Source organism: Thiocapsa imhoffii (genome assembly GCF_016583985.1).
Taxonomy (GTDB): Bacteria; Pseudomonadota; Gammaproteobacteria; order Chromatiales; family Chromatiaceae; genus Thiocapsa; species Thiocapsa imhoffii.
This window is the reverse complement of sequence record NZ_NRSD01000008.1, coordinates 1-24,936: the sequence shown is the minus strand read 5'-3', so window position 1 is coordinate 24,936 and position 24,936 is coordinate 1. Positions and strand designations below refer to the sequence as shown.

Below are 24,936 nucleotides of genomic sequence, written 5' to 3'. Positions count from 1 at the left end.
CGCCACATGGCGCACCGCCGATCATTTGGATTCCTTGAAGTCTGACAGTTATGAAGCGGCAAGACAACCAACGGGCAGTGTCGGGCTGAAGACTCCTCATGGTTGGATCATTTGCCCGGCTGAGTCCTCTCCTGGTCACTTTTCCGAACGATTGAGAAGGCAACCAAAAGCGTGTAGAGATGCCGCAAGGCCATGACGATGACTAAGGCCCGCAGGGCGGCCTCAGGTGTCCCCCAATACCAAAAGGCAAGCGTAAAACCAGCAACGAGTGATAAGGTCGTCACGACTTGCAAACCCAATAAACGACGCTGTTTTCGAAACACCACCATTGCTGCATTCGCAGGAATGACGATCGATGCGAAAAACATCAGTGGCGCGGTAATTTCAATGTAGGTGCCCGCGACGCGCCACCGGTCGCCTAGGAACAATGCCACGGCGGATTCGCCGAACAGGGCAAGCGACACGGATGGAACAAGCATAAAAGCACCAGTGAACACGCATGCCTTCAGGAAAGTCCTCATCCCCGGCCGACCGCCTTTGACTGCCGAAATGAGATGCTGAGTATAGACTGTTCGAAATGAAGTTTGAATGAGATTCAATGGCCGCAGAAACAAACGGTCTGCCATGGCATAGAAACCCGCGATCGCTGGAGAGAACAGCGTTCCAAACATGAGCAGAGGGAGCTGTCGGTTAAAGGAGTGCAACAGGGCCGTTGGGGTCGCGAACAGCGGAAAGTCACGATAGTGACTGATCAACGCCCGATAGGATCTTGGTTGATCATTAGATGGCTGCTGAGGGCGAATGAGATCGCTTTTTCCGGCCAAAACAAGGACCCGAGTCACGAGTCCTAAAATATATCCCACCACCAAAGAGCCAATCGAACTGCCATAAGTCGCTCCCAGGTAGATCCGACTGCCAACGGAAACCGTCGTGCTGGAGATATAGGTTGTAGCCTGAATCTTGAACTGTTTCCGGCGTGTATTCCAGGATTCAAGTGCCGACTCGACCCCATAAAGGAGAAAAACGATCGGTATCGCCCAAGCCCAACCATTGAACTGACTTAAATATCCCTCTGGATCAAATAGCTGAAAACCGAGTATGAGGAGCGTCAGGAACAACACGCCCACTGAGGTCGTGAACAGTGCAATTCGCAAAAGTCGCCGTGCCTCGCAGTCACGTTCTGCTAGCTGTGCGGCCGTACCAAAACTAAATGTAGAGAGAGGTGTAATCAATCCCGCTATCGCTAGAATCAATGCGGCCGCACCAAAATCAGCTGGTGTGAAAAGGCGCGCAATGATGGGAGCTGAGCCGATAATAATGAGCTGAGCAACAACTTTTCCAGAAAACAGTGTCAAGACATTCTTCAATAGAGAAGAACGCGAAACCTGCTTGATAACATCTCGAAATCTCATAGAATGTAGAACGGCAACTCTGGGGATCCTACTATTCCCATGCGTGAAGGAATCCAAAACATACTACGAGTCAAATCTGTGTTGTTCAGATCGCAAAACGCACGGAATCTCAGGGCTCTGAACTGATTCAACTCCAAGCAGAACACATTAACATTTGAATTCGGATCAAGAAGGGAAGATCGAATCACAGAGACTCTCCATCATCCATTGCGTACGATGAACATTTATTCGGCTCGGACTTCGATCTCGATTCTCCGATTCACCCAAGGGCCTAATCGTCGCTCCTCCTCTCGGTCCGCACGCAGTTCAAGCTGCCCACGGCCCTCTGAAGACAGCTGCTCCCAATCGATGTCCAAACCACGTAGAAAGTCTTCAACCGCTTGAGCCCGCTGACGCGATAGGGTCAAATTAACCGTTTCAGGGCCAGAGCTATCGGTATGCGCCAGAATTCGAATCCTCAGGTCGGGATACTCTCTCAAAATCTCGGCAATTTGTTCAAGTAAGTCTTGCGCAGCGGGTTGAAGATCAACACTCCCGTCATCGAACTGGACCAACGGACCGAGATCAGCGACAAGGCGATTCATTCCGTCGAGTTCAAGTCGATGCGCTAGTGGCTCCAATTGCCGACTCAGATCAGGAATCACACTGACCGGCGGATCCATCTCGACTAAGTTCTCGTTCGTTTCGATAGGACGCGTGGTGTCTTCAATGGTGTTGCGGCCTTGCCCCAAAAGCCCCAAACCTCGTGTCACGCGCGGTGCCTCCCCTTGAGTCAAGCCGTCAACTTGACGTTCAGCGTGTTGGTTCACCCTGTCAAGGAACAAACCATCATCCTGGTGAGGGAGCACATCCCGTTCGGTAGCCATCCTGCTCGGCTCAGCGGCCGCGATTGGATCACCCTCAAGTTCGGATACACTAGGAGTGTCGCGAGACAGTTCCAAATCAGACAGAATCTGGGGAGTGGTCTGAGCACCCATCCCAATCCATCCGAGAATGATGCTCAGCAAGGGGGTCTCAGCGAGGCTGGATGAGGCATCCTCATTCTGGTGGTGTACAACCCATAGCATCCCAACAACCAAACCTAAAAATATCAATGCCACCCCACTGATCGACTTCCATGGCAATGGGGTTCCGTTCTTTTGAGGTGGTGAAATGATCGGCTGAGCGGGATCATCGAGCAGTCGAAGCTCATTGGGTATGGCGACGCTGGACGCTCGATCGAGATCACGGGGTGAACGCCCATCACGAGCGGACTTCTGTCGACTTGGGGGCGCCTTAGTAACGGGCTTAGGGACGATTGGCAAATCCGTAACCAAGCGCTCGCCAAACAGCTGTTCAGACTGTGGACTCCCAGTTGCCCCCCAAAGCTCGTTCAAAGTGCGTTGACGAGCAACGCCGTCATCAATGCGACGCGACCAGCGTGACCACTCGGCAGAGGGTTGCGCCTCCCGATTCAGGTCCACGGACTGATCATCGAACCGAGTTTCCCCGGAAGCAGGCGAGAAAGGTATGATAGATTCATCATGTCGCTCAGTTTCACTGACCGCCTGATCAGGATCCCCAGATGTCTGCGGGGTCAGATGGATATCTGCTGGATTCCTCTCGCTCAACTCAGCATCATGACGTTGATCGACCTCTTCAGGGTTCGCTGTAGCCACTGTGAGCACAGCCGAAGACAGCGCTTTCTCGTCATCAAGATCCCGAAGAGGGTTCGGAGGGATGACGGTATTCTGATCTATCTCGAGCGAACCAGTCTCCTGACCAACCGGTCTCGGCGCTGGCGGTCGGCTTTCATGGTCCAGGTCAACTGAAATCATCAAATTCGGAGTATGAGACGCTACAAATTCATCAATGGCTGAGCCATTGAGAACACGCATTTCCGCACCATACGCATACACAAGCGCTGTATCACAAATGAGATTAATAAGCCTGGGAACGCCCTGACTATAATGATAAATTGCCCAACAGGCATCATGTGTGAATATCTCACTTTGCCCTCCAGCCACGGCGATGCGATGACGGATGTAGCGCTCAGTTTCATCACTATCGAGAGGTCCCAGATGATAAGATGCCGTGACCCGTTGAGCGAACTGTTCGAGCGTCGGGTCTCGTAATAGATCGCGAAGTTGAGGCTGTCCGAGGAGCATCAACTGCAAGAGCAGATCTTTGCCAGCATTGATATTGGATAAAAGACGCAGTTCCTCGAGTTTCTCAACACCTAAGTTCTGAGCTTCGTCAACAATCAGTAGAACACGGCGCCCGCGCCCGTAGATTTTGATCAAAAAGTCAATGAAATACTGATATTTTTCGAGCTTTGAAACCTTTTCGGCCGGCAAATCAAATGCCATGCAGACCCAATCCATGAGTTCACCAAGGGTTTGATGTGTGTTCGAAATCAATCCTACCGAGAAACTCGAATCAAGACGGCTCAGTAGGTGCCGCATCAGTGTTGTTTTACCAGAGCCGATCTCGCCGGTAAGAATGATGAAACCGGCTTGGTTCATGAGACCATATTCTAGTAATGTTAGAGCCTTCTGATGCTGACGACTCATGAATAAGAATTCAGGATCGGGCAACAACGAGAAGGGCTTTTCATTCAGTTCAAAATATGATTCGTACATGTCAGTGCCCTATCCATTTCCGTGAAATCGGCTAGCTTATATAGAAATAATCGACATCGACCAATCATGACATAAAATGTGTTGGAAGTCTGTTCCTGAACTTTGATATTAACCCGTCAGTGGCCATTGAACCTGTCAAGTCAGGACGATATCTAATGAATAGAAAATGACATAAGCATGCAAATGAATCGATCATTAAATATAATTAAGAACCATTGAATCTCTCAGCTTTGAGAACACCATTTTAACCGTTCAAAAACCACTACACCTGATGTGAATACTATGACAGATAGCACAACCATGAGCATATAAATTCGTTACTTCTTTCGACAAGCTACTCTGATTCAACACTTTTAAGTTTACTCATCTGCTCACATAAAAATGTCATTGGCTTTGGTGATACGTACAATTACCAATACATCAATCTCGATGAATCAAGATGCACTTGCGGTGCACAACCATCATTATCCTGCCCGGTTCGGCAACAAATCGAATCCGATATGATCGCCATGAAAGATCCATTCAGGTGGTTAACAGCTAACCCGACTCCGATACCACATTTCTTGAGAGATCAGCGCATCGCGACAACACTTATTCGAAGCCGTCGCCTTGCTATCCTATATCAATTAATACCAAAAGAGATCAAATTCGAAATCTTTTCAAGTTATTACCGACAAACCGATCGGTTCTTTAAAGCCTTGTCAAGAATCGAACACAAATCAAACTACTTTGAAGGGTGTAAAAGTGTATTACGTGCACAACTGATTGTTGAGTTATACCCAGAGACCAAAATCGTTCACCTGATCAAAAACCCCTATGCCTATCTTGATTCCTGTATACGTCGGGTTAAGAAACCATATCGTTCGATTGTTAATGGATGGGTCAATTATCACAACAACGCAAAAGACATTGGTGATCATATCGAGTCTAAAAGTTATCTCCAAATAACCTTTGAAGAGTTAACCAAAACTCCACAAGAAACAGTTGAAAAGGTTTATGATTTTATCGGTGTACCGCAGCGATCCCAGAATATTGATCAATGGGTGGATCCGCGATTCATCCACGTCGTCGGGAGTCGTTCCAAGAATGTCTTCAAGACTGTCGAGGAAAAAGAACCTAGATGGAAAAAATCACTAACCGCCGATCAGATGAAGTATATTCATCATCGCATCGAACGAATGCACTGGATCAAACCACTACTACCGAAACTTGATTGGCACGAAGCGTATTATTCCTAAATACATCGACACATGAGGAGTTAAAAAAATGATCTTAAACAGTTTTGATATGTGACAAATGAGCAAGAATAGCAGCAGTGTGTTCAATCATACGTGACTCCGTAAACTGATCCATCACCAATGCACGTCCTCTCACACCCATTTCATGAAGGTGAGTTCGATCTGCGATCAGTCTCGAAAGTTGATGTGTCAAGGCATCCACATCACCAATCGGGATCAAAGAACCAGTTTCATTCTCGATGACCGCTTCACGCATTCCCCCAATATCCGATGCCAATACTGGTGTTTCCATCGCTAATGATTCAAGCATTGCCATTGAAAACGTTTCGACCGCAATTGAAGGCAGCACCAGCAAATTAGCTGTGGCCAGTAATGGCCGTACATCTGGGATTGCACCGAGGAATCGTACTTGTGAACTCAGAAAAGATAAATCGCATCGTTCTTCAATCTCACGACGAAGGGGTCCGTCACCAGCAAACACAACATAAATTGATTGATCGGTTAGACGATCTAACGATTCGATCAAAAGGTGCTGTCCTTTTTCTCTTTGGAAACGACCAATCGAGGCAATTAAAATAGCATCCGATGGAATACTCAGGAATCGTCTCAACTCAATTCCAGAATCACGGACTGATTCTGGGGAGAACCAGTCCGTATTGATGCCGTTGTAAATCACTGTAGAACGATGTTTCAAAAATGAATACTTTGCCTTCCAATGCAACTGTTGTTGCCGACAAACAAAGATGATCTCGTGACATGAACGAAGAATCCATTGATAAATCAGGCGATCCTGAAGTTCATTCTTGAGATTTCGATTGATGGTTGTATGGATCGCAGCAATAACTTTCGGATGCTGTTGCGACAGTCGACTAGCTAACCACCCCCAGAAAATAGAAAACTGTAAACTACAATGGACAATATCGATCTTGTGATTGTCAACAATGTTTATAATTTGCCCTAAAAGATGAACATCGAACCAACGCCGTGTTCTCCGGGGATGATGAAATGTAACAGTTTTACGATCAACTCTAGATAATTGATCGATATTTTCTTCAAAAACCAAAAGGTGTTTATTAAAGTATTTTGAATCTAACCCATTTACAAGATTGACGACTTGCGTTTCAGCACCGGCCCGACATAAAGATGGGACGATAAATAAGACATTGACCCGATCAAGAGATCTGCCCTGCATCCATCCGTTCCTCAGTTTTCATTGATGAACGGTGTTCGTTCAATAATCCCCCTCGTCGCTGAGGTATCAAACGAGAATCCAAAATATTCGATATCACTTTTAAATAGTTCGCCTATAATATCAACAAGTTCAGGGGTATAAAGCGTAACGAGTCTTTGTTTCATTTTCACGAAGCAAGGTAACAGGTTCACCGAAATATGTTTCAAGATCCTCAGATAGATGCTCTAATCTTAAGCAAGAACATTGAACAACACCATCGGCATCAGTAACCCAGTCTAATTGATTAAACCATGAGTTCATCGGACCCATCCAGGGTCGATCCGGATGCTCAGGGATCTGGAAAATCTTTTGATCATGGATATAATCAGAGAAGGTTGCACGATCAATATAGAGTTTTCGGGGATCATGACGATTCCAACTCTTAGCAGTTTGACGAGCAAAATAATATCGAGATGCTGTTCGACTCCAGGGGTTGCGAACAACACTGAAGTACGATAATCCCTGACCGATGTCTTCAACGACATCAATATATCGCGAGTGATAAGGATCACCAAGAGAGACATCACCTCGCCCGCTCAAAGCTCGACGAACAGATGTTCCTCCATTCTTGGGAATGTGGATAAAATGATGGCGAAAGCTTCCAGGATGTCGGACACTAGAAGTCGCCTGCCGTTTAAAGAGCTTGGAAAGCCTATCCATTGTTTACTAGACCTGACTCAAGTCGATCGCAATGCATTGTTGCGCTGTTCAGTGGTTCTAAATCTTCAATCATGACCAATGTCATAATACATACTTCACTTAGAAATAATCTAGGCGCCAAAACATGACATGAACGATAGGTCTCATTACACTATCCGTACAATCTAAAAACTGAAACCATGTCGATTCGACACTTCTAATCAGAAAAATATGAAAAATAACCTCACGAAATTTAAGCAGACCTACTACCGCGTCGTGCGCCCTACAAAGCGACTCATCTCGAGAACACTGTTCAGTTCCATGTTCAGAAGTCTTGTGACGGAAAAGAAATTTTGGGTTGTCGCTTTTCACCGAGTCGATGACCTTGAATCTCCTGACCCATTGACTTGCGGAATCACAGAATTCGAAAAGTATTGCGAATTTTTATCACGTCACTTTCAAATCGTACCCTTAGCGGAACAACTCACATCCATCGATAACCCAAAAGTAGGAGGGACGCTATCCATCACATTCGATGACGGATACCGTGACAATCATGACCAGGCCGCACCAATTCTTGATCGTCTCGGTCTACCTGCAACATTTTTTGTCACAACCGGATTTATCGGAACAGACCAACTCACCTGGTGGGATCGGCCACTTCCCAAAAAACCTGAGTGGATGACCTGGGATCACGTGCGTTCGCTGCATTCACGAGGTTATGATATCGGCTGTCATACCGTAACACACGCTGATTTTGGCACGATTTCTGTCGAACAAGCGAAAAGAGAAATAATCGAATCATTGAATCATCTTGAGTCTGAACTTAAGAGTCAAGTTAATCTCTTTGCCTATCCTTACGGCGGTGTTCAAAATATGACTGCAGAGAATCTTAAGTTCATTCGAAGTTCGGCTTTATGCTGCAGTTTATCCTGTTACGGGGGAGTGAACCAGATCGGTGCCGATCCATTTAAATTGAATCGCATCCCAATCAACTCGGCAAGGGGGGAGTCTGTGACAGACCTCGGGTATCATTTAATCCGTAATTTACGATCAGGCAATCGCTCAGTTACTCACTGAGACGAGCAATCCGGATGTTATTAAGCTAACGGAATGAATCGACTCGTCTCAGGTCGATCTCAGTTACCAGCAAATCCCTTCGTAATGTCCCGATGAAACAAGGCTTTCGTCGATCCTCACCAAATCGATGACTGCCTTATCGGCACTGACCCGTTTTGCCACATCTCTGAATTCCTCACAGGCGTTACCAATAACAACAGTCTCAGCATGCTCTAAAGCAGTTTCTATACTATCAACCATCAAAGCCGCGATGTGTGGAACATGAGTGAGTATGTAGTCACGGTTTGATCCGATTAAGCTTGCTATTTTCACATTACGATCATAAACACGTATGTCATATCCCTTTCCGAGTAGGCGTTCGATCAACTCGACGATCGGGCTCTCCCTTAGATCGTCCGTCCCAGCTTTAAACGAATAACCCAGTACACTGACCTTTTTATTTCCAGCAGCTAAGACAAGATCTAACCCACGTTTTAGATGGCGATCGTTACTAGGAATGACTGAATCCAGAATAGGAATCAGAACATCTCGTTGCCGAGCCATGTAAGTCAAAGCACGGAGATCCTTAGGAAGGCACGAACCACCGAAGGCAAAACCGGGCTTCAAATAATAAGGAGATAAATTCAGCTTGGTATCCTGGCAAAAAATTTCCATGACACGATGACCATCAACGTTGCAACTTTTACAGATAGCACCAATCTCATTAGCAAAACCGACTTTTAAGGCATGCCAAACATTATCCGTATACTTCACCATCTCTGCGGTCTCGACATCAGTACGGATCATCGGGGCATCAAGCCCTTTATAGAGATCGGCAAGCATATCCCCGCTACGGTCATCGGTTTCACCAATGACGGTCTTCGGAGGATTATAGAAATCATAAACCGCTGATCCTTCACGTAAAAATTCTGGGTTATTACAAACACCAAAATCGATTCCAGCTCGTTTTCCAGATGCCTCCTGCAATGTCGGAATCACCAAGCCTCTCATTGATCCAGGCAACATCGTACTACGAGCAACCACGACGTGAAATTTGGATACGCCCTGCAAGGCAATACCGATTTTTTCACACACATCATGTACGTGAGACAGGTCAAGGCTGCCATTACCGTAGCTTGGAGTCCCAACACAGATTAAAGAGATGTCGCTATTTAAAATTGCTTCAGTAGTATCTGTTGTTGCAGTTAAGGTTCCTGAAGCAACAGACTTAGAGATCATATCTCCAACGGACGCCTCCACAATGGGAGAAACACCGTCTTGAATCAGTTTGACTTTTTTCGGATTGAGATCCACACCGATGACCTGATGACCATCCTGCGCGAGACACGCAGCAGACACTGCACCGACATAACCGAGTCCAAAAATACTGACCCTCATAAAATGAGACTCCACGTGAATAGCAAGCACCCAATGATTGGCATTAGTTCAGTTGATGCGTGCGAAAACTGAAAGCGCCGACTTATATCAGAAAAAGTCAGCAATGAAATACAAAAGATTTAATCACAGCGAATGTAAGCCGTGATTTGTGTCGAACCGTGAATATTAATGTGCTCACAGATTGATGATGACACAACCTTAACATCAAAATGACGTGAAACCCAACCAGCAGGCTCATGGGAAGAGCCTCGATGATGAACGATATTGGCATGCAGATCTTTATCAAACATTAACTGAATCCTGTTTCTACCATTGACGGCCTCAACACTATTTGTGCTAATCTTAATTTCACAGTTTTCAGAAAAGTGCCACCATCGATCAATTCGATGTGTACCGTGACAATCAAAAGTATCTATGATTTGAAAAACTCGCTCTGTCTTATCAAAAGACCATCTACGACGATGTACAAGTGGATCATTCAATCTTTGATAACCATCGTGTTCAGCTTCTAAGATGAAGGTGTTTGATGTTTTTGATCGTTCAATGACCCGAGCGTTAGCGTGGTGCAACCACATGAAGTTGCCACCTGAAACTGATTGATCAATACCATCAACACAGACAGTATTATGAGCAGATGTTCCTCTAAAATAGTCACGCCAAACGCGTTCAGTGTGATATGCGAAAGTCCCTGGATCGATTAAAAACTCATTACCTCCAACAGATAGAGTAAACGAAAGCGCATCAGCGTGACCGTGAGCAGCAATTGACAAATACCCAAGTGAACCTGCATCTGCTATCAAACGGATTTCGGATTCTGTTCCCCAATCAGAACCTAATATATAATAACCTCCTGACGCAAAATCCGAATAGATAGGGTAATGCGACTGTAATTCAACAGATCTTGAGCCCAGTGTAAAATCAGCAATTTTAGCACCCATCAACCATTTTGTTTTATCATCAACATAGCCAGCTTTTTGTAATAATTCGTCACGGTTGAGCAATATTGACCCTGTAGCAAGAAGTGATTGATAGTTACAAAAAGATGGTTCTGTTGAAAGACGCACAACAAATCCGTCGTCTGCATCTCCAATCATTGGTACATTTCCAGAGCAGTCCATAATCGATGCAAGAAAATCGATCATTCCTTCGAATACTTTCCAGTATTGATCCCCGAACTCCAGACCACTCTGTTTCCCTACAAGACCAGAAATCAGCATAAAATCTGCGACAAACTGAATATAAGAAACAGCTTGCTCTTTGAGCACTCCATCATCAAAAACTTGTAATGCTGCTTCCCGTTGCAGAATATGAATTGAATCTTTTGACCACCGTGGAGATTGTTGCCACAACGGCCAAGTTACCGACGCAACAAATAGTCCAGAAGCCTCTCCAATGAGGTGATTGTTTGCAGATGAAAATCGAGACCAATTCTTAGTGATAAAATGACAATGAATCCATATTGACTGCAACCACCGTGTGCGGAATTTATCGCCTGTAGCAGTCTCGAAAAGTGAACTGTTTGCTCCCCCGATCAAGCACCAACAGATTGACCAGTTGATAAGACGTATCCCTGCCTCTAGAGAGCTTGACCAGTTAGGACCTAATGGATAAGGACACTGCACGAGCCAAGATGAACAAAGAATCTCGAACCCATTGAGATAGCGCGAATCCCGAGTTAAATAATAGGCTTGGCAAAGTGTCACTAACTCAAGATGCCGATTTGGTTCCCAAAGGTATTTAATATCGCCAACAAGCGTTTCGCTGCGATAGTCGAGGGTCATTCCAAACTCTAGTGGTGCATGTATCCCAGTCTTAGGATCGCAATTCCACTGAGGTGGCATTCCAAGCTGAAAGCCATGAAGTGCGAAAATATCATACTGTCCCGATAGTATTTTATCAGCAGACTGAATGTACCCTGTTGACTCTATATTTTCAGAAGGTTTGAGCCATAATTTGCAAACTTTTAATGGATGAATGACATCAGGTACATCTGGTATTGAACCTGATGTTGATCGATAACGCGATAGGTGTAATGATAGAAACCTATAACTTCGGAATATAACCTCTCTGATCGACATTAACTGCAATCGATTTAAATACCATTGAAATTTACTTAACATGTTAGTAAGGTGAAAACAATTTAGCTAATGAAGTGATCATCATGAGGATTATAATATTTAAAAAACTTAATCTATTAATGGATTAGCCGATTAAGTCATTTATCCCACTTGAGAAAGATTCGAACCTAGATCAGAGTAAAGTTGTCGCAATGATAACTCGACAGATTCCATACTAAATTGACTCTCAGCCCGTTCAAGCGAAGCTTGACTTGCTGAATGCCAAAGTTTTATGTCTGAATAATAGCGCTGAATGGATAAAGCAAGGCTCTTCACGTCACCGGGTTCGATCAGAAGCCCGTTAACTCCGCTCTCAACAGCTTCGGGTATTCCACCTACATTTGTAGAAACAATAGGCAGTCCTGAAGCCATTGCTTCCAAAATGCCCATTGGAAGACCTTCATCGTATGATGGTAAAACGTAGAGGTCTGATGATTTGAGAACCGAGACGACTGAATCTGGATCAAGCCATGTTCTGATCTCAACTTTATCATTCAGTCCTCGGCTGAGGATCTCGCGACTACACTTTTGTATATCACCATCACCAGCCAGTTTAAAATTGATGTTAAGGTCTTTTAACAGTTCAATTGCATGAATAAGATCATAAGTACCTTTACGAACACCAAGGCGACCTAGAAATGTAACCACAAATGGCCGATGAGTCTCTTTACGCACACTACGGTATTTATCTAGGATGATACCATTTCTAATCACACGAATATCTGATTTTGGTGCAATCACCTGTAATCTTTCTTTCCAACTGTTCGAGAGTGCGATAACAGAAGAGCGATTAGTTAAGGCATAACGAATCAACTTCTTTTCAATTCCGCTTGACTTAATATAATAGTTATCAAAAGTACTTCCGTGCACATGCCAAATGACCTTCTTTCTAATAGCCGAGCTGATAAGATAAAAAAATACAAGACGACGGAAGCTCCACCCTTGTGATGTTTGCAGATGAACAAGATCAACTTTAAAAATCGCAAAACAGATAATCGGTATTTGACGAATAAAAAACAAAAATTTATCGAACTTTAGACCGTCTCGATGTGTTGAGAGATACCGAATATTAAGTCGATTAAACAAGCCACTATCACGATAGCTTCTAACTACAGATCCAATACCACCTTGCGTCGTGATATCCGTCCCGAGCATTAAAATTTTTTGATTCACACCAACAATCCATTCAATACTATAGTTTTAGTTATGAGTTGATTTCTAAAGATACTTGCGAATATGCTTTCAATAATTTTGGCTCTTCGAACTTCCACTCTAATTCGTTAATAACACGCTCATAACCATATTGACCCATCTTAAGTCTTTTTTCCGGATCATCAATTAATGAGACGACTTTGACTGCAAAATCAATAGGATCATTTTCAAGAGCATATAATGATGCATTTTGCGCAGAAAAACGACCCTCAGTTAAATTGTATTGAACAATTGGCTTAGCTAACGCCATGTACTCCATAATTTTATTCATTGTCGATATATCGTTCATTCGATTCACAATATCTGGATTCACGCAGACATCAGATGTGTTCAGAACATCTAGTAGAGTCGAATCAGACACACGGCCAGTGAAAGTCACAAAATTAGTTAGTTCTAGTTGCTTGGAAAGATCCATCATTTCATTCAGTGAAGTTCCCCCGCCAACCAAACAAAACTGAATATCTTTACGTCCCATAACTTTAACGATGTGAGCGACTGAACTAAGTAAAAGATCAATTCCCTCTTGTCGCCCCATTACCCCAACGTAGCCAACTAGATGTTGGCGCCCATTTTTGTATGATTCTACCGGAGGCTTAATTGTTAATCGCTTAGTTTGTGGTCCGCTTCTCACGATGTGGACCCGGTCGGGATCAACGCCTCCTCTTTCGATCGCTATACGTCGATAAGATTCATTCGTCGAGATCACAATCTTTGCTAATCGAAACGTTAAGCGTTCTAAAAGAACAAGAATATGCCAAAAAAATCCTTTTTTTCCAAATTTTGCTTCATAAAGTTCAGGGTTAACGTCATGATGATCGAAAACAAACTTGGTCCCGTAAAACAAACAATAGGGAAGCGCTACCAGAAAAAGCAAATCTGGTGGATTACAGGCGTGAATAATTTGGAAACGATGACGACGATGTACTTTTGTCGAAATAATCAGCATATTCCATAATGCAAATGTATATTCTAAAAAATAGCCAAAAATTCCGTGAGCTTCTATCGGCAATCGATATCGATAAATGTCGATTTTATCAATACACTCGAAGAGCTTGTTATAACCTTTTCCTGTGGGACAGATAATTGAGACAAGATATCCGTTCTGTCTTAAAGTTGTCGCCTCTTGCCAAACTCGCCGATCAAAAGGAGAGGGTAAGTTTTCTACTAAAATCAGAATATGCAGCTTTTGATCAATCATGAGAATTGAATAACAAAAAAAGGTACCATCCCACGGCAAACCCGGGGCTTTGAAATCGTGACCCACTCAAAACGGCAAGGGGGCGCTCACGTGACCCCACTGTTTGGTCCGTCTAAAGGCCGCAAATGAGTTCCACAGTTTGAGCTGTTCCTGACACAAGTCTTCCCTCTCTTGGTGCTGGATGGACTCCCGGATCGTCGCTTCCACTCGAACAACGATCGAATCAATGTATCCTTGAGGCCAGACATGGTGCCCCAAAAAGTTGAGCTAGAGGTCGCCGTAGAACGGCGCTTAATGGATCACGCTGTTGCCTTTGATGAATTCGATCAACTGGCACACAGTATACATCGCATGAATCGACATGAGCATGTGAACATGATCCAACATCTGGTGGACTCTTGGATCCGTCTCTCTTTTTACTGTGCCAATCGGTGAAAGACTTCCCCGAGTTTCGAGCCGTGTTCTGAGCGCACTTACACCTAAAGCACGCGGTGAAGATCTTTCGGGATGAAAACTATATGATTATTGCACTCCCATTTGGAGTGACTTAGGCTTTCAAAATCGTCAATCAATACTGTCCACAATCGTGTGACTAGCGTCTCATGCTGCGGGAGTGTCCCTACTGAACTCACTTAATGTAAAACTGGTTCTGTCGCCGGCAAGGCCAGGGGATTACCCGCTGTATTAATAGATAAAATTTCAAGTAAATCCGTATGATAAAATATCTTTTAAATTAATTTATTTTTGATTCAATTATGATTCAATTATGATCTGCAGTTGATAATGATCGAAGCGTGGATTTGCTCGAGAGAGCCAACAATGCGCCCCAGAGCATAAACATAACATGCTGAAACTCTGTTGTTTCCGACCTAAGAAACTCTACTTTCATTTGATCGATAAAAAAAACCGCCATCAGGATAAGTGCAAGTTTGGGTATTGAGCCATTATTGTTTTCGCTAAATTGAGAAAAAGCACCCTGGTAAAAAAAATACATCATACGCATCCAAAAAAATAAATAGGCGATCAAACCTATAACGCCAATGGTTCCTACTATATAGAGGTAAAGATTATGAGGCATTGGAATCTGTTTTAGGACTCCTCTTTTTTGATAGGTTTCTTCGGAGAGTTTCCATTGTGGTCCATTCCCAACTATTGGACTTAATTGAATACGTTCCCATGTCAGTGGCCAAACAACAGATCTAGTATCTGGGATACCTTCTTCTACTTCAGTTTCGCTTAATCGATCAAATAACCGATTGAAATCAGTAAAGTTGATGACAATCGCAGATGCCAGTGCAAATGCGAATGGTATTCCGACCACTGCTTGTAAAATGCCACGGGTTCCCAGTTCTTTGCGGAAAATAAGTAGATAAAATATACCACAAATGACGAGAGTAATGATTGCACCACGATTAGCAGTTGCTATCATTGCTGCAAATGAAGCCATTATCATAGACCATATTAGGAAACGTAACCTCAGATTTGGTTTAGTTGTAACTAAAATATAACTCAAAGTAAAAATTGCTATGACCATATACTCAGCTGTTAAACCAACAGCGCTGAATGGACCCGTTAGACGTCCGTCTTCACGTGGAGGTCTTAGCCCAAATTTTTCGCCGAATAATGGTGAGTTTGGATCCATACCTACAATCAATTGCGCTAGACTGTAAAGTAGTATAAGCCCGGTTAATACCATAAATATGAGAAAGAAATCTTTTTCATTGCTTTTATATTTAAAATAGTTATAAGATATGTAAAAAATAAGAAAGTTAGAGCCAATGAAGAAGAGGTACAATAAATGATCACCACGAGTAACAGGCAATACAAAACTGAAGGAAATAAAATAAGCTAGTGCAATAAAAAATACATAATAAATTAGTGGGAACTCTCGAAGTTGCCCACGAATTATGAATACAAAGGAGACGAGATAAATTAAATAGATATTAAACGATCCATAGCGAGAAGAGATAATCTGAAATGGCAATATTATAATAAGCGCGAGGACAACCCATTTGATTGGAGCAGTATAGACCGCAATAAAAGCAAGAACAGCTAAAGCAGCCGCTAGGTTTAACTGAAACCAATGCTCACTAGTCAATTCCATCAAATTGAAGCCTCAAGCTTAAAGAACTCTTGATCAGTACAATTAGTCCCAGTGTATAGGGAAGATAATGACTTCAGATGCTTTATTCAAATATCTTTGCATTAGAGTTATACCTTGTGCTTAAAGCCATATCGCATATATCATAGAGTTTAGTGAGATCTGCTATTAAAAGCCTTAAACGATGACAGTCTTAGATCAATTTACCGAACTCAAACGCGATCGAACCATCAAAGCAAGGATCGGCATGAGTCGAGAGAAATTTGACGCCCTCGTTCCAGCCTTCGCTGATACTTATGATCTAATGTTGCAGGAAAAAAACCGTAACAAGAAAATCAAATACCTACCGAAAGGGAGGTCCCTCGGGTGTTCTCGATACCCACGAAAATCGCCTCTTTTTCGTCCTTGACTACCTTAAAAGCTATCCCACATTCGATGTTCTTGGATTTCATTTTAAACTCAGCGCAGGCTATGCACACGATTTCGTTGTGTTGTACTCCGAAGTGCTCAACTGCGCTCTTGAGTCCTTGAATGTCTCACCGATGCGAACAGTTCAGTTACGCGCCGAATTCAAGAATATTGTTAAAAAATATAGCAATATTATCGCTGATGGAACCGAAGTCGCCTGCGTCCGACCGTCAGATGATGACCATCAAATGAAACGATACAGCGGTAAAAAAAGACATACCGTCAAAGTTCTAACGCTCACCAATCATGACCTGAAATTACTTTATATGAGTCCAGTTTTTGGTGGCTCTGTACATGACGATAAGATCATGAAAAAATGCTTTCCTCCAAACATTTCTTGGTTTGAAGGTATGACCCTAAGGGACGACCTTGGCTTTTTAGGCGCAGTAACTGATTATTGACGTGGAGCCGATATTCGATGACCTCATAAAAGGCCAAAGCGATCAAAAGTGAATCCACATCCAAGTTTAACCAAAATTCAACATAGAGCGAATCGTCATCACTTCAGTATCCGTGTCCTTGTCGAGCATGCGATCGCTGGAATCAAAACGTTTCATTGCCTCACGCACCGGATTCGAAACCAGTCATCCGCACTCATAGATTAATTTTTCGGCCTTGCCGGTGGTCTTTGGAACTACAAAATATCATGAATTTCAACATCTACACGTTCGTAACAACTCTATTTAGTAATAATTTTCAGGAACAGTTTCATAAGATTTATTCATCACTGTTCCAAGTAATGGCTTTGATTTTAATAGGTCAAGGCATTTTCTAACTTCGGTCTCTGTTGTAATCCCCTCTTCGACAACTAGGAGAACTGCATCCCAATGGGATGAAAATGCTACAACGTCGTCTACAGAAAGCACGGGGGGCATATCTAATATAATCAGACCCGCAGAAAACGCCTGTTGAAGATCATCTATTAATGTTATAGTTTTATTTAAAAGTAGTGTTTCGGATGAATGTGGGAAAGCCTCTCGACCAGGGAGGACAGTCAGTCCTTCGATTCCGGGTGTGAACAGTATTTCGGAAAGATCTGTACTATGTGCGATATAATCACTCAGACCTGGGCTTTCCTGTTCGCAAAGATAGCGATGTATAGAAGGGTGCCTAAGATCAAGATCGATCAAAAGAACGTCTTGATGAGCCTGCCTAGCGATATTAATGGCCAAGTTAATTGCAGTAACAGTTTTGCCATTTCCTTGATTTGGGCTTGTAACAACTAGAGTTTTCCAGCCCTTTGCCTTCATCTGCTGCACAACTTGCGTTCTCAGCAATTTATACGCAGTTGTTGCTTGATGATTCGATCGATCAGTTAACACGCGATGAGCTTCAAGAAACTCTAAAGTCGTTTCTCGTATCTGAATCTTTGGTATTTCTATGTGGCCCGACTGTACATGTGGTCCTTGACGACCTAGTGCTTGTCGTTGCGTCGGTTGCTGAACAACTAAGGCGCGATCTGCTCGCGCTTTTTCCAGCGCCTTGCTTAAGCGGTCCATGATTTAAATCGTTCTCTCCGTTTTATATTAACCGATGAGGTGGATACAGAACAATATATTAAAAAATGTCAAGCTTAAGTGAAGTTATAATGATGAGGGAAGCCATTAATATTATGCTGATCAATAATAGAATCATTCGAATCAATGAACGTTGCCACTCTAGGTCATCGTCTTTCGTTCTTATCATTGGTATCAGCGCTAATGGTGCATGCCCTGTAAGCCCAATGAGAACTCGAGCACTATAGATACCGCGGTCGACTGATTGACGAAGTACAACACTCCCGAGACCACTTCCGATTCCAAGTACTGTGCCAAGAAACATCAATGCCGGGCGATTCGGCTTTACCGGAACATCCGGTAATCGAGGGGGTTCGATCAGTGTGAAACGTTCACCTTTACTTTCTGTTTCCAACGACTCTGCCATCCGAGCTTCCATCAACTTCCCTCTCACATCCCGGTAACGATCTAAAGCCGATTGATAATCGCGAGTCAGCACTCGGTACCGTTGCTCGACTTCTGGCGTCATTGCCACTCTCTGTTCGAGAACTTTTAGCTGATTTTCCATATCATCTCGGGATCGCTTTAATGCAGTCAGCTCTGTACTATTTGCGATTAACCGCGACCGTATTTGAATATAAGCAGGATTGTCCGGATCACGAGCCTGTGATTGTAGACTCCCACTATTGATTGCAGATCGTAGCGCGCTTAGCTCCTGCTCGACTTTCCGCCGATCGGGATGCTCGGGCGAGTAACGCGATGATAATGCGATGGATTGAGACTCAAGAAGCCTTAATTGGTCGGCAGGAGCCAGAATTCTCTCCCCTCCTAGGCCAATTGTACCTGTTACGACAAAGGGGTCTGTGCGAGCAAGCTCACCTTCTAATAAGATGCTGCTTTCGGTCAATGAATTGATTGATTTATCGATGTCTCGAAGCCGCTCGTTTAAACGCTGAATAGCGTCTAAGTTAGGCTGGAGCATCTCTGGTAGACTCGACCCCGACTCCGTTTTAAAGGCAGCTAATCTCTCTTCAAGCTCTGAGATTTCTTCAGCAAGTCTCATCGACTCATCATTAAGAAATTGCGAAGCTTCACGAGTCACTTCTTGCCGTTCTCGTTGATTTTCCGCGAGGAAAAGTTCTACGAGTTCCGTTGCGACAGCCTGTGCTACATCCGGGCTGCTTGAATCAAATGAAATTGTAAAGGATATGGTTGCAGAGGTCGGTCGGCCAGAACGTGGGTCGATCACGTCCGCAGTCTCTGTCTCTAAGCGAATGGCATTCCGAAAACGTGCTACCGCTGCAGTTGTATCGCCGCCTTGACGTAATTCGGGGTAAAGATTATGCCGCTCCATAATCTCCAGTTGATTTGTCGCTGTCATTGCACGTTGCCGGATCAGTGCAATTCGCTCCTCAGCGAAGCTCGATACAGTTGTGCGCACCAAGTCAGTGGGCAAACCTTGCTGTTCGATGAGAATCGTACCCGTAGAACGGTAGACTGCGGGAAGACTGTAGGCCAATGTGACCATTGCAAATAAAACGACTGCAAGTGGAATAACAAAAAACCACAAACGTCGTTTCAGCATCAGCCAGAAGCGACTCAACGAGATTGACTGGTCTTCCATCCTACACACCCATTAAAGCAGATTACTACCGTGAAGAGTCGAGTCACGCTCATCGTGATCATATTGCGTGCGAATTCTAGCAGCCCAAATTGATCTAAATTTCAGGCTATCATATTGTATGACAGACAGACACAGACAGAATGAGACAATTGCTAGGTTGTGCTGTCCTAACTCACGAAATAACTGTATATCTTATGAATCATGAGTCATAGCTCACTCATCTAACGAGAGAGCCAATCATGCCCAAACCCGATGAAAAAGGCATTTGAATCGGCGCTGCCCTCAACCACCTCACGGTCCTGATAGCGATAGCGATAACTAAGATCTAACCATGTATTTTCAGCAACACGCCATCTTAGACCCGGGTTCAACATCAAAAAATCCCGGTCATTGAAGTTGACAAAACCGTCGTCAGGATTCCGATTACGAACTCCCATCGCACGTATTCGTGCTGTCGCACGCTCACTGACTGGATAAGAGAGTGCAACAATCGCCTGAGTGGTATCGAGCAATGTGCCTCGTCCACTCGGAAGCAGTGATCTCTCGAGTGAGACCGATGCTAAGCCCGGGCCGAGTTCACGATCGAACGCGACTTGAAAAATCGGACCTGTGCTGTTGTTATTGATCCCAATACCATCAATCACAGTCCGCGAATCTACTTTTCGCGCACCCACCAAGGCCCTAAATGTTGTTCGCTCCGACCATTGGTAGCGGACGCCGAAATCACCACCATATCCATCGGACTGATCAGGATCTTGTTGAGAATCAAAGTTTGTGTAGAGTAGACCGAGAAGGAGAGTCAGGCGCTCGGTAAGATCATACTCAGCATTCAAATTTCCCTGCATATACTGATAATTTGACAGGAAAATATCGGACGCATCATCGTACGATACATCTTGAAATGTATAGGACGCACTGATTCGCGATCGTTCTGATATGGCGTACCCAATCGACGGCGTCACGTCAAAGAATGAGCGGCGCTTACTGACCTGGACGATACCCGAAGTCACTTCTTCACTGGTGAGGGTAGAGTCATAGACAAAACTTGAAGCAAGCCCTAATGTCGTGCGATCAAGATTCAGTGAGTAAGCTGCTTCGATTGCTCCATCAGTCGTATTCAGTTCGCTGACATCACTAAACCATAGGTTCTCAGCTGCGGCACGTAAGGTAAACTCTGACACTTCTGTTCGTCGAGCAAATACGGAGTAAACTTCAGCTACTGTACCAAATGTATTTTGCTGATCTATTTCTGAGAGCCTAACGTTATCATCGTAGAATAGATTTAAACGTACACCAGGCTCAAATTGCCAATACGAAAACCCATCCCTTGCTGTTGCTTGAGTTGAGGTTTGTATAAGCACCGAGAGCATCAAAGCTCCATAGCAGAGCCGTGCAGGCGTGCAGCTGGCGTTAGATGTCTTGATCATGAACGACACCACTCAGGGAACGACCACGACATCACCGGGTTGCAGCAGGAGCGATTGCTCGGGTCCTCGTCCGCTGATCGCACGTCGGTAGTCGAAAGGAATGGACTGCTCGGCACCGTCGACCTGACGCAAAACACGAATGTCACGATCTTTCGCGAACGGGGTGAGTCCGCCGGCCATAGATAACGCCTGCATCACTGTGACATCCCGTGACATAATCGGAAAATCACCAGGACTATTGACACGACCAATCACAAAGATACGATTTCCAGGAATTTCTTGCAGTGTAACAGTCACAACGGGATTGGGGATGTAGCGGGTGAGCCTGCTTTTTAAACTTTCTGCAAGTTCATCTACCGTCAACCCCTCAGCGCGCAAATCTCCAGCTAACGGGAATGAGATCCCACCATCTGGACGAACCAGTACAAGCTGCTCCAGGTCGGGTTCCTGCCACACCGAGACGGCGACGACATCACCAGGGCGTAACTGATAGCCCATCCCACCCGACACTTCCTGAGCGAGCGCGGCTCCCGCGTTCGCCGAGAGTAAGACTCCCGTAAGAAACCACCCTGAGACGACTGAAATTAAACGTGACACGCGCACCTCCAAGTAAATTCAAAACCCTATCCAGGCAGTGGTGTGGCGTTTCGTGCCACATCGAAAGCGACTGCTGCGGGACAGGCTATGATGCAGTGTTTCGCGCAACGCAGGGACCGGACCGAATGTCTCGCTCGACCTCACAAAACGGCCTGATTATAAAATGAACCACAGATTTCACAACGCCCGGACCATTTTTTGCAACCAGGGCTTCCACGGACTGCGCTGGGCAGAATTCTCACTGACGATGACTTGACACTGCTGATATAATCAGTAGAGCAATTCAGATCTAGGCAACAGAATAACACATGAGTTGTCCCCTTGTCCGACAAAACTTTAGTTTGCGTTGCGTTAATGAGACAATGTCTCATTTTGTTGACCAATGGCGGGCTTTAGATTAGGATTTAATTCGTTGCAGCGCCGGTATCATTTGGGTTGATAGCCGGCATCGGTCCGCATTAAACGTGCAACGTCGCATGACGATCTAACTTTGCCCCATCGCTACATAGGAACTGACACATCAATGAATGCGCCCGATCGCCCCAGGATGATCGCAGGCTCAGGACGCAGCGGAACGACTTGGGTCTTGGATGTCATCGCGACAACCTTTCAACTTCGCCCCATTTTTGAACCACTCCATCCAACTGCTATTGAAGAGACGAAGCCATTTGCTTGGAGATTCTTACCGCCTGGGATAACAGTTCCCGGCATTGAAGACTACTTCAGGCGTGTATTCGCAGGACAAGTTTCAACGATCTGGACGGACTATCGGGTACACCCTCGCTCAATTTTTCCGCACCCAAGTGACCTGAATAATCTGCAGGCACTCAATCGACTGGGGCATGACTGGCTCTTCGCACTACGCCAATATCGAAGCTACCGCACCTGGCGCAAGCGTGACGAAACCATCGTCAAATGTATTCGGTCGAACCTTCTACTGTCCTGGCTCGTGAAAACATTCGATGCCAAAATTGTCTTGCTGGTTCGTCATCCTGGAGCCGTTGTGGAGTCTAAGCTGCGGCTTGCTGGCATATCCTGGGATCCACAGGTCATGCTCGAAACCTATCGGAAAGACCCTTATCTTTATCTGTTGCGAGGCGGCCTGTACCACAAATTACTCTCCGAGGATCTAAGCGCAGCACAGACCCTGACATTACTCTGGTGCATCGAGAATCAGACACCGATGTCAGAGGCACTTGAATTTGGATACCACACCGTCCACTATGAGAATCTCGTTGACGATGGTGCTGTTTGCTGGAATCAGCTTGCTGAATTTTTTGAACTATCAGATCCAATGTGGAACAACGAATTACTTACGCGGCCATCACAACAGGCATCATCTCTTTGGCGACATTCACGTGAGGGAATACGTTCTCATGACACCTGGATGGATCGTCTCTCCCAAGACGCTTTAAACGACATCGACTCAATCCTTAATGAAACTAATGAACAAGCATACGTTATCGAACAGGCGAAACCGAAAGCAGTGATATTGCCTTTACACGATCCTGAATCATTGAGCGATTCTCAGAGTTATCACCACATAACTCAGTTTAATTCGGACTATTGAAGATAGGCTGTCAAAAAAACTTAATCAAATAGAGCATATTTAACCATCAGCAATTACAATTTTTTGATGCCCATTGCTTCAATGTACTGCTCTGCAATGGCATTCGGCGCATGCCGACGCAGAACATGTGCTCGAGCGCGCTCGCCAGTTTCTGCAAGGAGCTCTGCATGCTCTAAATAGAGTTGTATTTTATACTCCATCTCTTTGATATCATTAGGACAATCACCTAGCCTACATCTCACATTTACTCCATCTGGATCCAGGTATGAGAGTACCGGAACGGCTGCAGCCCAAGCTTGAAGCATTGAATTTGGGAAACCCTCGATCTCTGATGTATTGATAAATAAACGTGACTTTAGAAAATAATCACCAACCCTGCTATAGGGAACCGGACCAATCACATTAAGATTTTTGATCGAACCTGCCTCCTGCACGATCTTCTCATACAATCCTTCAGATCCAGGCACAGGCCCACCAATCATTAGGAAGCGATATTGTGGTAATGCTTTAGCCAAAGTCAAAACATGATTTGGGCGCTTCAAACTACGAAAATTATTTACCCAAATGACGTCAAAGTCATATTTTCGATCCATCGGGATTGATGGGATGTCCACAGCCATGTCGATGAGTGTACTATCTTGATTAAACGACTCTGAAAGAAGATATCTTTGATGTTCACTTTGTGCTGCGATAATACGAGCCTGCTTAAGTCCATATTTATAAAGCCAACGATCCCGTCCATATCGAATCAGTGGTAGCGAGTTAACGCAATCCGCATCACTTGCGACACGATAAATAAACGAGCGCCGGTGACTTGAACAATACCACCCGACTAAACCTGTTACAGCACCAGAGCAAGACTGAAAATAAATATCGCAGTTTGCCCGATTAAGAGCAGACAACATTTTAGTAGTCTTCGGGTGTACAAAACGTATGACAGGGAAACCAGCCCCTTCGCGATAGGTGCGCCAGACATGAATCCCGTCAATTAACTCACCATCAGGCTGCCCATAATCAAGTACAACCATGTGTACAGGATAACCAAGTTTCTGAAATGCCTTGGCAATCAATGTCTGCTGTACTGATTCACCGCCAAAATAACGATCTCCGTATTCTGGATTTATGATCGGATAATTGTCTCCGCCAACAAAGCAAATTGAAGGTAGCATATATTCATCATCCTTAAAGAGTGTAAAGTATAGGTAATCAAGTGGATTAAGGCTTAACCTCCGCAATACATACGATTAATTTATTATAAAGATATTTGATCGCGACGGTTTTTTGAAAAGATAATTGCAATATTTCTAGTTTATATTTTGACTGAAAAGAGGCTCTCCCGGATTTCAGGGGAATGTGAAACCAATTTAAAAACAATTATTTAACGCTATATTTTGCGTACACATCAACTACGAAAAGTCGCTGAACACGAAAACTCTAACTCATTGATTCATATTGACTCCACGCCGAAGCGAGCGTATCCGTTGAGATCCAAGCACACTCTTTGATACAGATGGGCGAGGTTGGTGAT

General features: G+C 44.4%; 17 protein-coding genes and 2 pseudogenes. 4 read left to right on the top strand and 15 right to left on the bottom strand.

Annotated elements, in window-relative coordinates; translation table 11 throughout:
* Positions 1-107 precede the first annotated feature (107 nt).
* Together CKO25_RS09405 and CKO25_RS09400 are read right to left on the bottom strand one after the other, a co-directional pair.
* On the bottom strand, positions 108-1,412 hold the full coding sequence (locus CKO25_RS09405; protein WP_276569022.1) for an oligosaccharide flippase family protein: 1,305 nt from the start codon (positions 1,410-1,412) through the stop codon (positions 108-110).
* A 224-nt stretch (positions 1,413-1,636) separates the two neighbouring features.
* Positions 1,637-4,033 (bottom strand): AAA family ATPase, encoded by a 2,397-nt coding sequence (locus CKO25_RS09400; protein WP_200387677.1) that lies wholly within the window; start codon positions 4,031-4,033, stop codon positions 1,637-1,639.
* Between the two features lie 500 nt (positions 4,034-4,533).
* Between CKO25_RS09400 and CKO25_RS09395 the strand changes: the two genes are divergently transcribed.
* Positions 4,534-5,271 carry a sulfotransferase gene (locus CKO25_RS09395; RefSeq protein WP_200387676.1) on the top strand — a complete coding sequence of 246 codons (738 nt, stop codon included), beginning with the start codon at positions 4,534-4,536 and terminating at the stop codon, positions 5,269-5,271.
* Between the two features lie 34 nt (positions 5,272-5,305).
* Here the strand turns inward: CKO25_RS09395 and CKO25_RS09390 are convergent, their stop codons facing one another.
* Both CKO25_RS09390 and CKO25_RS09385 read right to left on the bottom strand, forming a co-directional pair.
* The gene (locus CKO25_RS09390; protein WP_200387675.1) at positions 5,306-6,463 is read right to left on the bottom strand and encodes a glycosyltransferase family 4 protein; all 1,158 of its coding nucleotides are present in this window, start codon (positions 6,461-6,463) and stop codon (positions 5,306-5,308) included.
* A 129-nt stretch (positions 6,464-6,592) separates the two neighbouring features.
* Positions 6,593-7,162, bottom strand: coding sequence for a hypothetical protein (locus CKO25_RS09385; protein WP_200387674.1), 570 nt, complete (start codon positions 7,160-7,162; stop codon positions 6,593-6,595).
* A 210-nt stretch (positions 7,163-7,372) separates the two neighbouring features.
* On the opposite strand from CKO25_RS09385, the gene CKO25_RS09380 reads away from it, so the two are divergent.
* The gene (locus tag CKO25_RS09380; RefSeq protein ID WP_200387673.1) at positions 7,373-8,221 is read left to right on the top strand and encodes a polysaccharide deacetylase family protein; all 849 of its coding nucleotides are present in this window, start codon (positions 7,373-7,375) and stop codon (positions 8,219-8,221) included.
* 63 nt (positions 8,222-8,284) lie between these two features.
* Here the strand turns inward: CKO25_RS09380 and CKO25_RS09375 are convergent, their stop codons facing one another.
* The 6 genes and pseudogenes from CKO25_RS09375 to CKO25_RS09350 form a co-directional block, all read right to left on the bottom strand.
* Positions 8,285-9,598 carry a nucleotide sugar dehydrogenase gene (locus CKO25_RS09375; protein ID WP_200387672.1) on the bottom strand — a complete coding sequence of 438 codons (1,314 nt, stop codon included), beginning with the start codon at positions 9,596-9,598 and terminating at the stop codon, positions 8,285-8,287.
* A gap of 119 nt (positions 9,599-9,717) precedes the next feature.
* On the bottom strand, positions 9,718-11,676 hold the full coding sequence (locus tag CKO25_RS09370) for a heparinase II/III family protein (RefSeq protein ID WP_200387671.1): 1,959 nt from the start codon (positions 11,674-11,676) through the stop codon (positions 9,718-9,720).
* A 141-nt stretch (positions 11,677-11,817) separates the two neighbouring features.
* Positions 11,818-12,888, bottom strand: a complete 1,071-nt coding sequence (locus CKO25_RS09365) for a glycosyltransferase (RefSeq protein WP_200387670.1) — start codon at positions 12,886-12,888, stop codon at positions 11,818-11,820.
* 31 nt (positions 12,889-12,919) lie between these two features.
* Positions 12,920-14,125 carry a glycosyltransferase family 4 protein gene (locus CKO25_RS09360; protein WP_200387669.1) on the bottom strand — a complete coding sequence of 402 codons (1,206 nt, stop codon included), beginning with the start codon at positions 14,123-14,125 and terminating at the stop codon, positions 12,920-12,922.
* Positions 14,126-14,257: 132 nt separating this feature from the next.
* A pseudogene (gene tnpA, locus CKO25_RS09355) lies at positions 14,258-14,694 on the bottom strand (IS200/IS605 family transposase); the annotation flags it as partial.
* Between the two features lie 191 nt (positions 14,695-14,885).
* Positions 14,886-16,229: an O-antigen ligase family protein gene (locus CKO25_RS09350; protein ID WP_200387668.1), complete on the bottom strand. Its 1,344-nt coding sequence runs from the start codon at positions 16,227-16,229 to the stop codon at positions 14,886-14,888.
* Positions 16,230-16,768: 539 nt separating this feature from the next.
* Here CKO25_RS09350 and CKO25_RS21145 point away from each other — a divergent pair.
* Positions 16,769-17,299, top strand: a pseudogene (locus CKO25_RS21145) (transposase family protein).
* 78 nt (positions 17,300-17,377) lie between these two features.
* Here CKO25_RS21145 and CKO25_RS09330 read toward each other — a convergent pair.
* The 4 genes from CKO25_RS09330 to CKO25_RS09315 all read right to left on the bottom strand — a co-directional run bounded on the left by CKO25_RS09330 (position 17,378) and on the right by CKO25_RS09315 (position 21,838).
* Positions 17,378-18,193, bottom strand: coding sequence for a CpsD/CapB family tyrosine-protein kinase (locus CKO25_RS09330; protein ID WP_200387665.1), 816 nt, complete (start codon positions 18,191-18,193; stop codon positions 17,378-17,380).
* A gap of 58 nt (positions 18,194-18,251) precedes the next feature.
* Positions 18,252-19,814 carry a GumC family protein gene (locus CKO25_RS09325; RefSeq protein ID WP_200387664.1) on the bottom strand — a complete coding sequence of 521 codons (1,563 nt, stop codon included), beginning with the start codon at positions 19,812-19,814 and terminating at the stop codon, positions 18,252-18,254.
* A gap of 221 nt (positions 19,815-20,035) precedes the next feature.
* Complete coding sequence (locus CKO25_RS09320; protein WP_200387663.1) at positions 20,036-21,241, bottom strand: porin family protein; 1,206 nt, start codon at positions 21,239-21,241, stop codon at positions 20,036-20,038.
* Positions 21,242-21,253: 12 nt separating this feature from the next.
* Complete coding sequence (locus CKO25_RS09315; protein ID WP_338115099.1) at positions 21,254-21,838, bottom strand: polysaccharide biosynthesis/export family protein; 585 nt, start codon at positions 21,836-21,838, stop codon at positions 21,254-21,256.
* 523 nt (positions 21,839-22,361) lie between these two features.
* On the opposite strand from CKO25_RS09315, the gene CKO25_RS09310 reads away from it, so the two are divergent.
* Positions 22,362-23,408 carry a sulfotransferase family protein gene (locus CKO25_RS09310; RefSeq protein WP_200387662.1) on the top strand — a complete coding sequence of 349 codons (1,047 nt, stop codon included), beginning with the start codon at positions 22,362-22,364 and terminating at the stop codon, positions 23,406-23,408.
* Between the two features lie 53 nt (positions 23,409-23,461).
* Here CKO25_RS09310 and CKO25_RS09305 read toward each other — a convergent pair whose 3' ends face one another.
* Complete coding sequence (locus CKO25_RS09305; protein ID WP_200387661.1) at positions 23,462-24,577, bottom strand: glycosyltransferase family 4 protein; 1,116 nt, start codon at positions 24,575-24,577, stop codon at positions 23,462-23,464.
* Between the last annotated feature and the right edge of the window lie 359 nt (positions 24,578-24,936).

Excerpts from the sequence above, each read along its gene's own strand:
- CKO25_RS09405 (WP_276569022.1), bottom strand. The coding sequence starts at position 1,412 with ATGAGATTTCGAGATGTTATCAAGCAGGTTTCGCGTTCTTCTCTATTG.
- CKO25_RS09400 (WP_200387677.1), bottom strand. The coding sequence starts at position 4,033 with ATGTACGAATCATATTTTGAACTGAATGAAAAGCCCTTCTCGTTGTTG.
- CKO25_RS09395 (WP_200387676.1), top strand. The coding sequence starts at position 4,534 with ATGATCGCCATGAAAGATCCATTCAGGTGGTTAACAGCTAACCCGACT.
- CKO25_RS09390 (WP_200387675.1), bottom strand. The coding sequence starts at position 6,463 with ATGCAGGGCAGATCTCTTGATCGGGTCAATGTCTTATTTATCGTCCCA.
- CKO25_RS09385 (WP_200387674.1), bottom strand. The coding sequence starts at position 7,162 with ATGGATAGGCTTTCCAAGCTCTTTAAACGGCAGGCGACTTCTAGTGTC.
- CKO25_RS09380 (WP_200387673.1), top strand. The coding sequence starts at position 7,373 with ATGAAAAATAACCTCACGAAATTTAAGCAGACCTACTACCGCGTCGTG.
- CKO25_RS09375 (WP_200387672.1), bottom strand. The coding sequence starts at position 9,598 with ATGAGGGTCAGTATTTTTGGACTCGGTTATGTCGGTGCAGTGTCTGCT.
- CKO25_RS09370 (WP_200387671.1), bottom strand. The coding sequence starts at position 11,676 with ATGTCGATCAGAGAGGTTATATTCCGAAGTTATAGGTTTCTATCATTA.
- CKO25_RS09360 (WP_200387669.1), bottom strand. The coding sequence starts at position 14,125 with ATGATTGATCAAAAGCTGCATATTCTGATTTTAGTAGAAAACTTACCC.
- CKO25_RS09350 (WP_200387668.1), bottom strand. The coding sequence starts at position 16,229 with ATGGAATTGACTAGTGAGCATTGGTTTCAGTTAAACCTAGCGGCTGCT.
- CKO25_RS09330 (WP_200387665.1), bottom strand. The coding sequence starts at position 18,193 with ATGGACCGCTTAAGCAAGGCGCTGGAAAAAGCGCGAGCAGATCGCGCC.
- CKO25_RS09325 (WP_200387664.1), bottom strand. The coding sequence starts at position 19,814 with ATGGAAGACCAGTCAATCTCGTTGAGTCGCTTCTGGCTGATGCTGAAA.
- CKO25_RS09320 (WP_200387663.1), bottom strand. The coding sequence starts at position 21,241 with ATGATCAAGACATCTAACGCCAGCTGCACGCCTGCACGGCTCTGCTAT.
- CKO25_RS09310 (WP_200387662.1), top strand. The coding sequence starts at position 22,362 with ATGAATGCGCCCGATCGCCCCAGGATGATCGCAGGCTCAGGACGCAGC.
- CKO25_RS09305 (WP_200387661.1), bottom strand. The coding sequence starts at position 24,577 with ATGCTACCTTCAATTTGCTTTGTTGGCGGAGACAATTATCCGATCATA.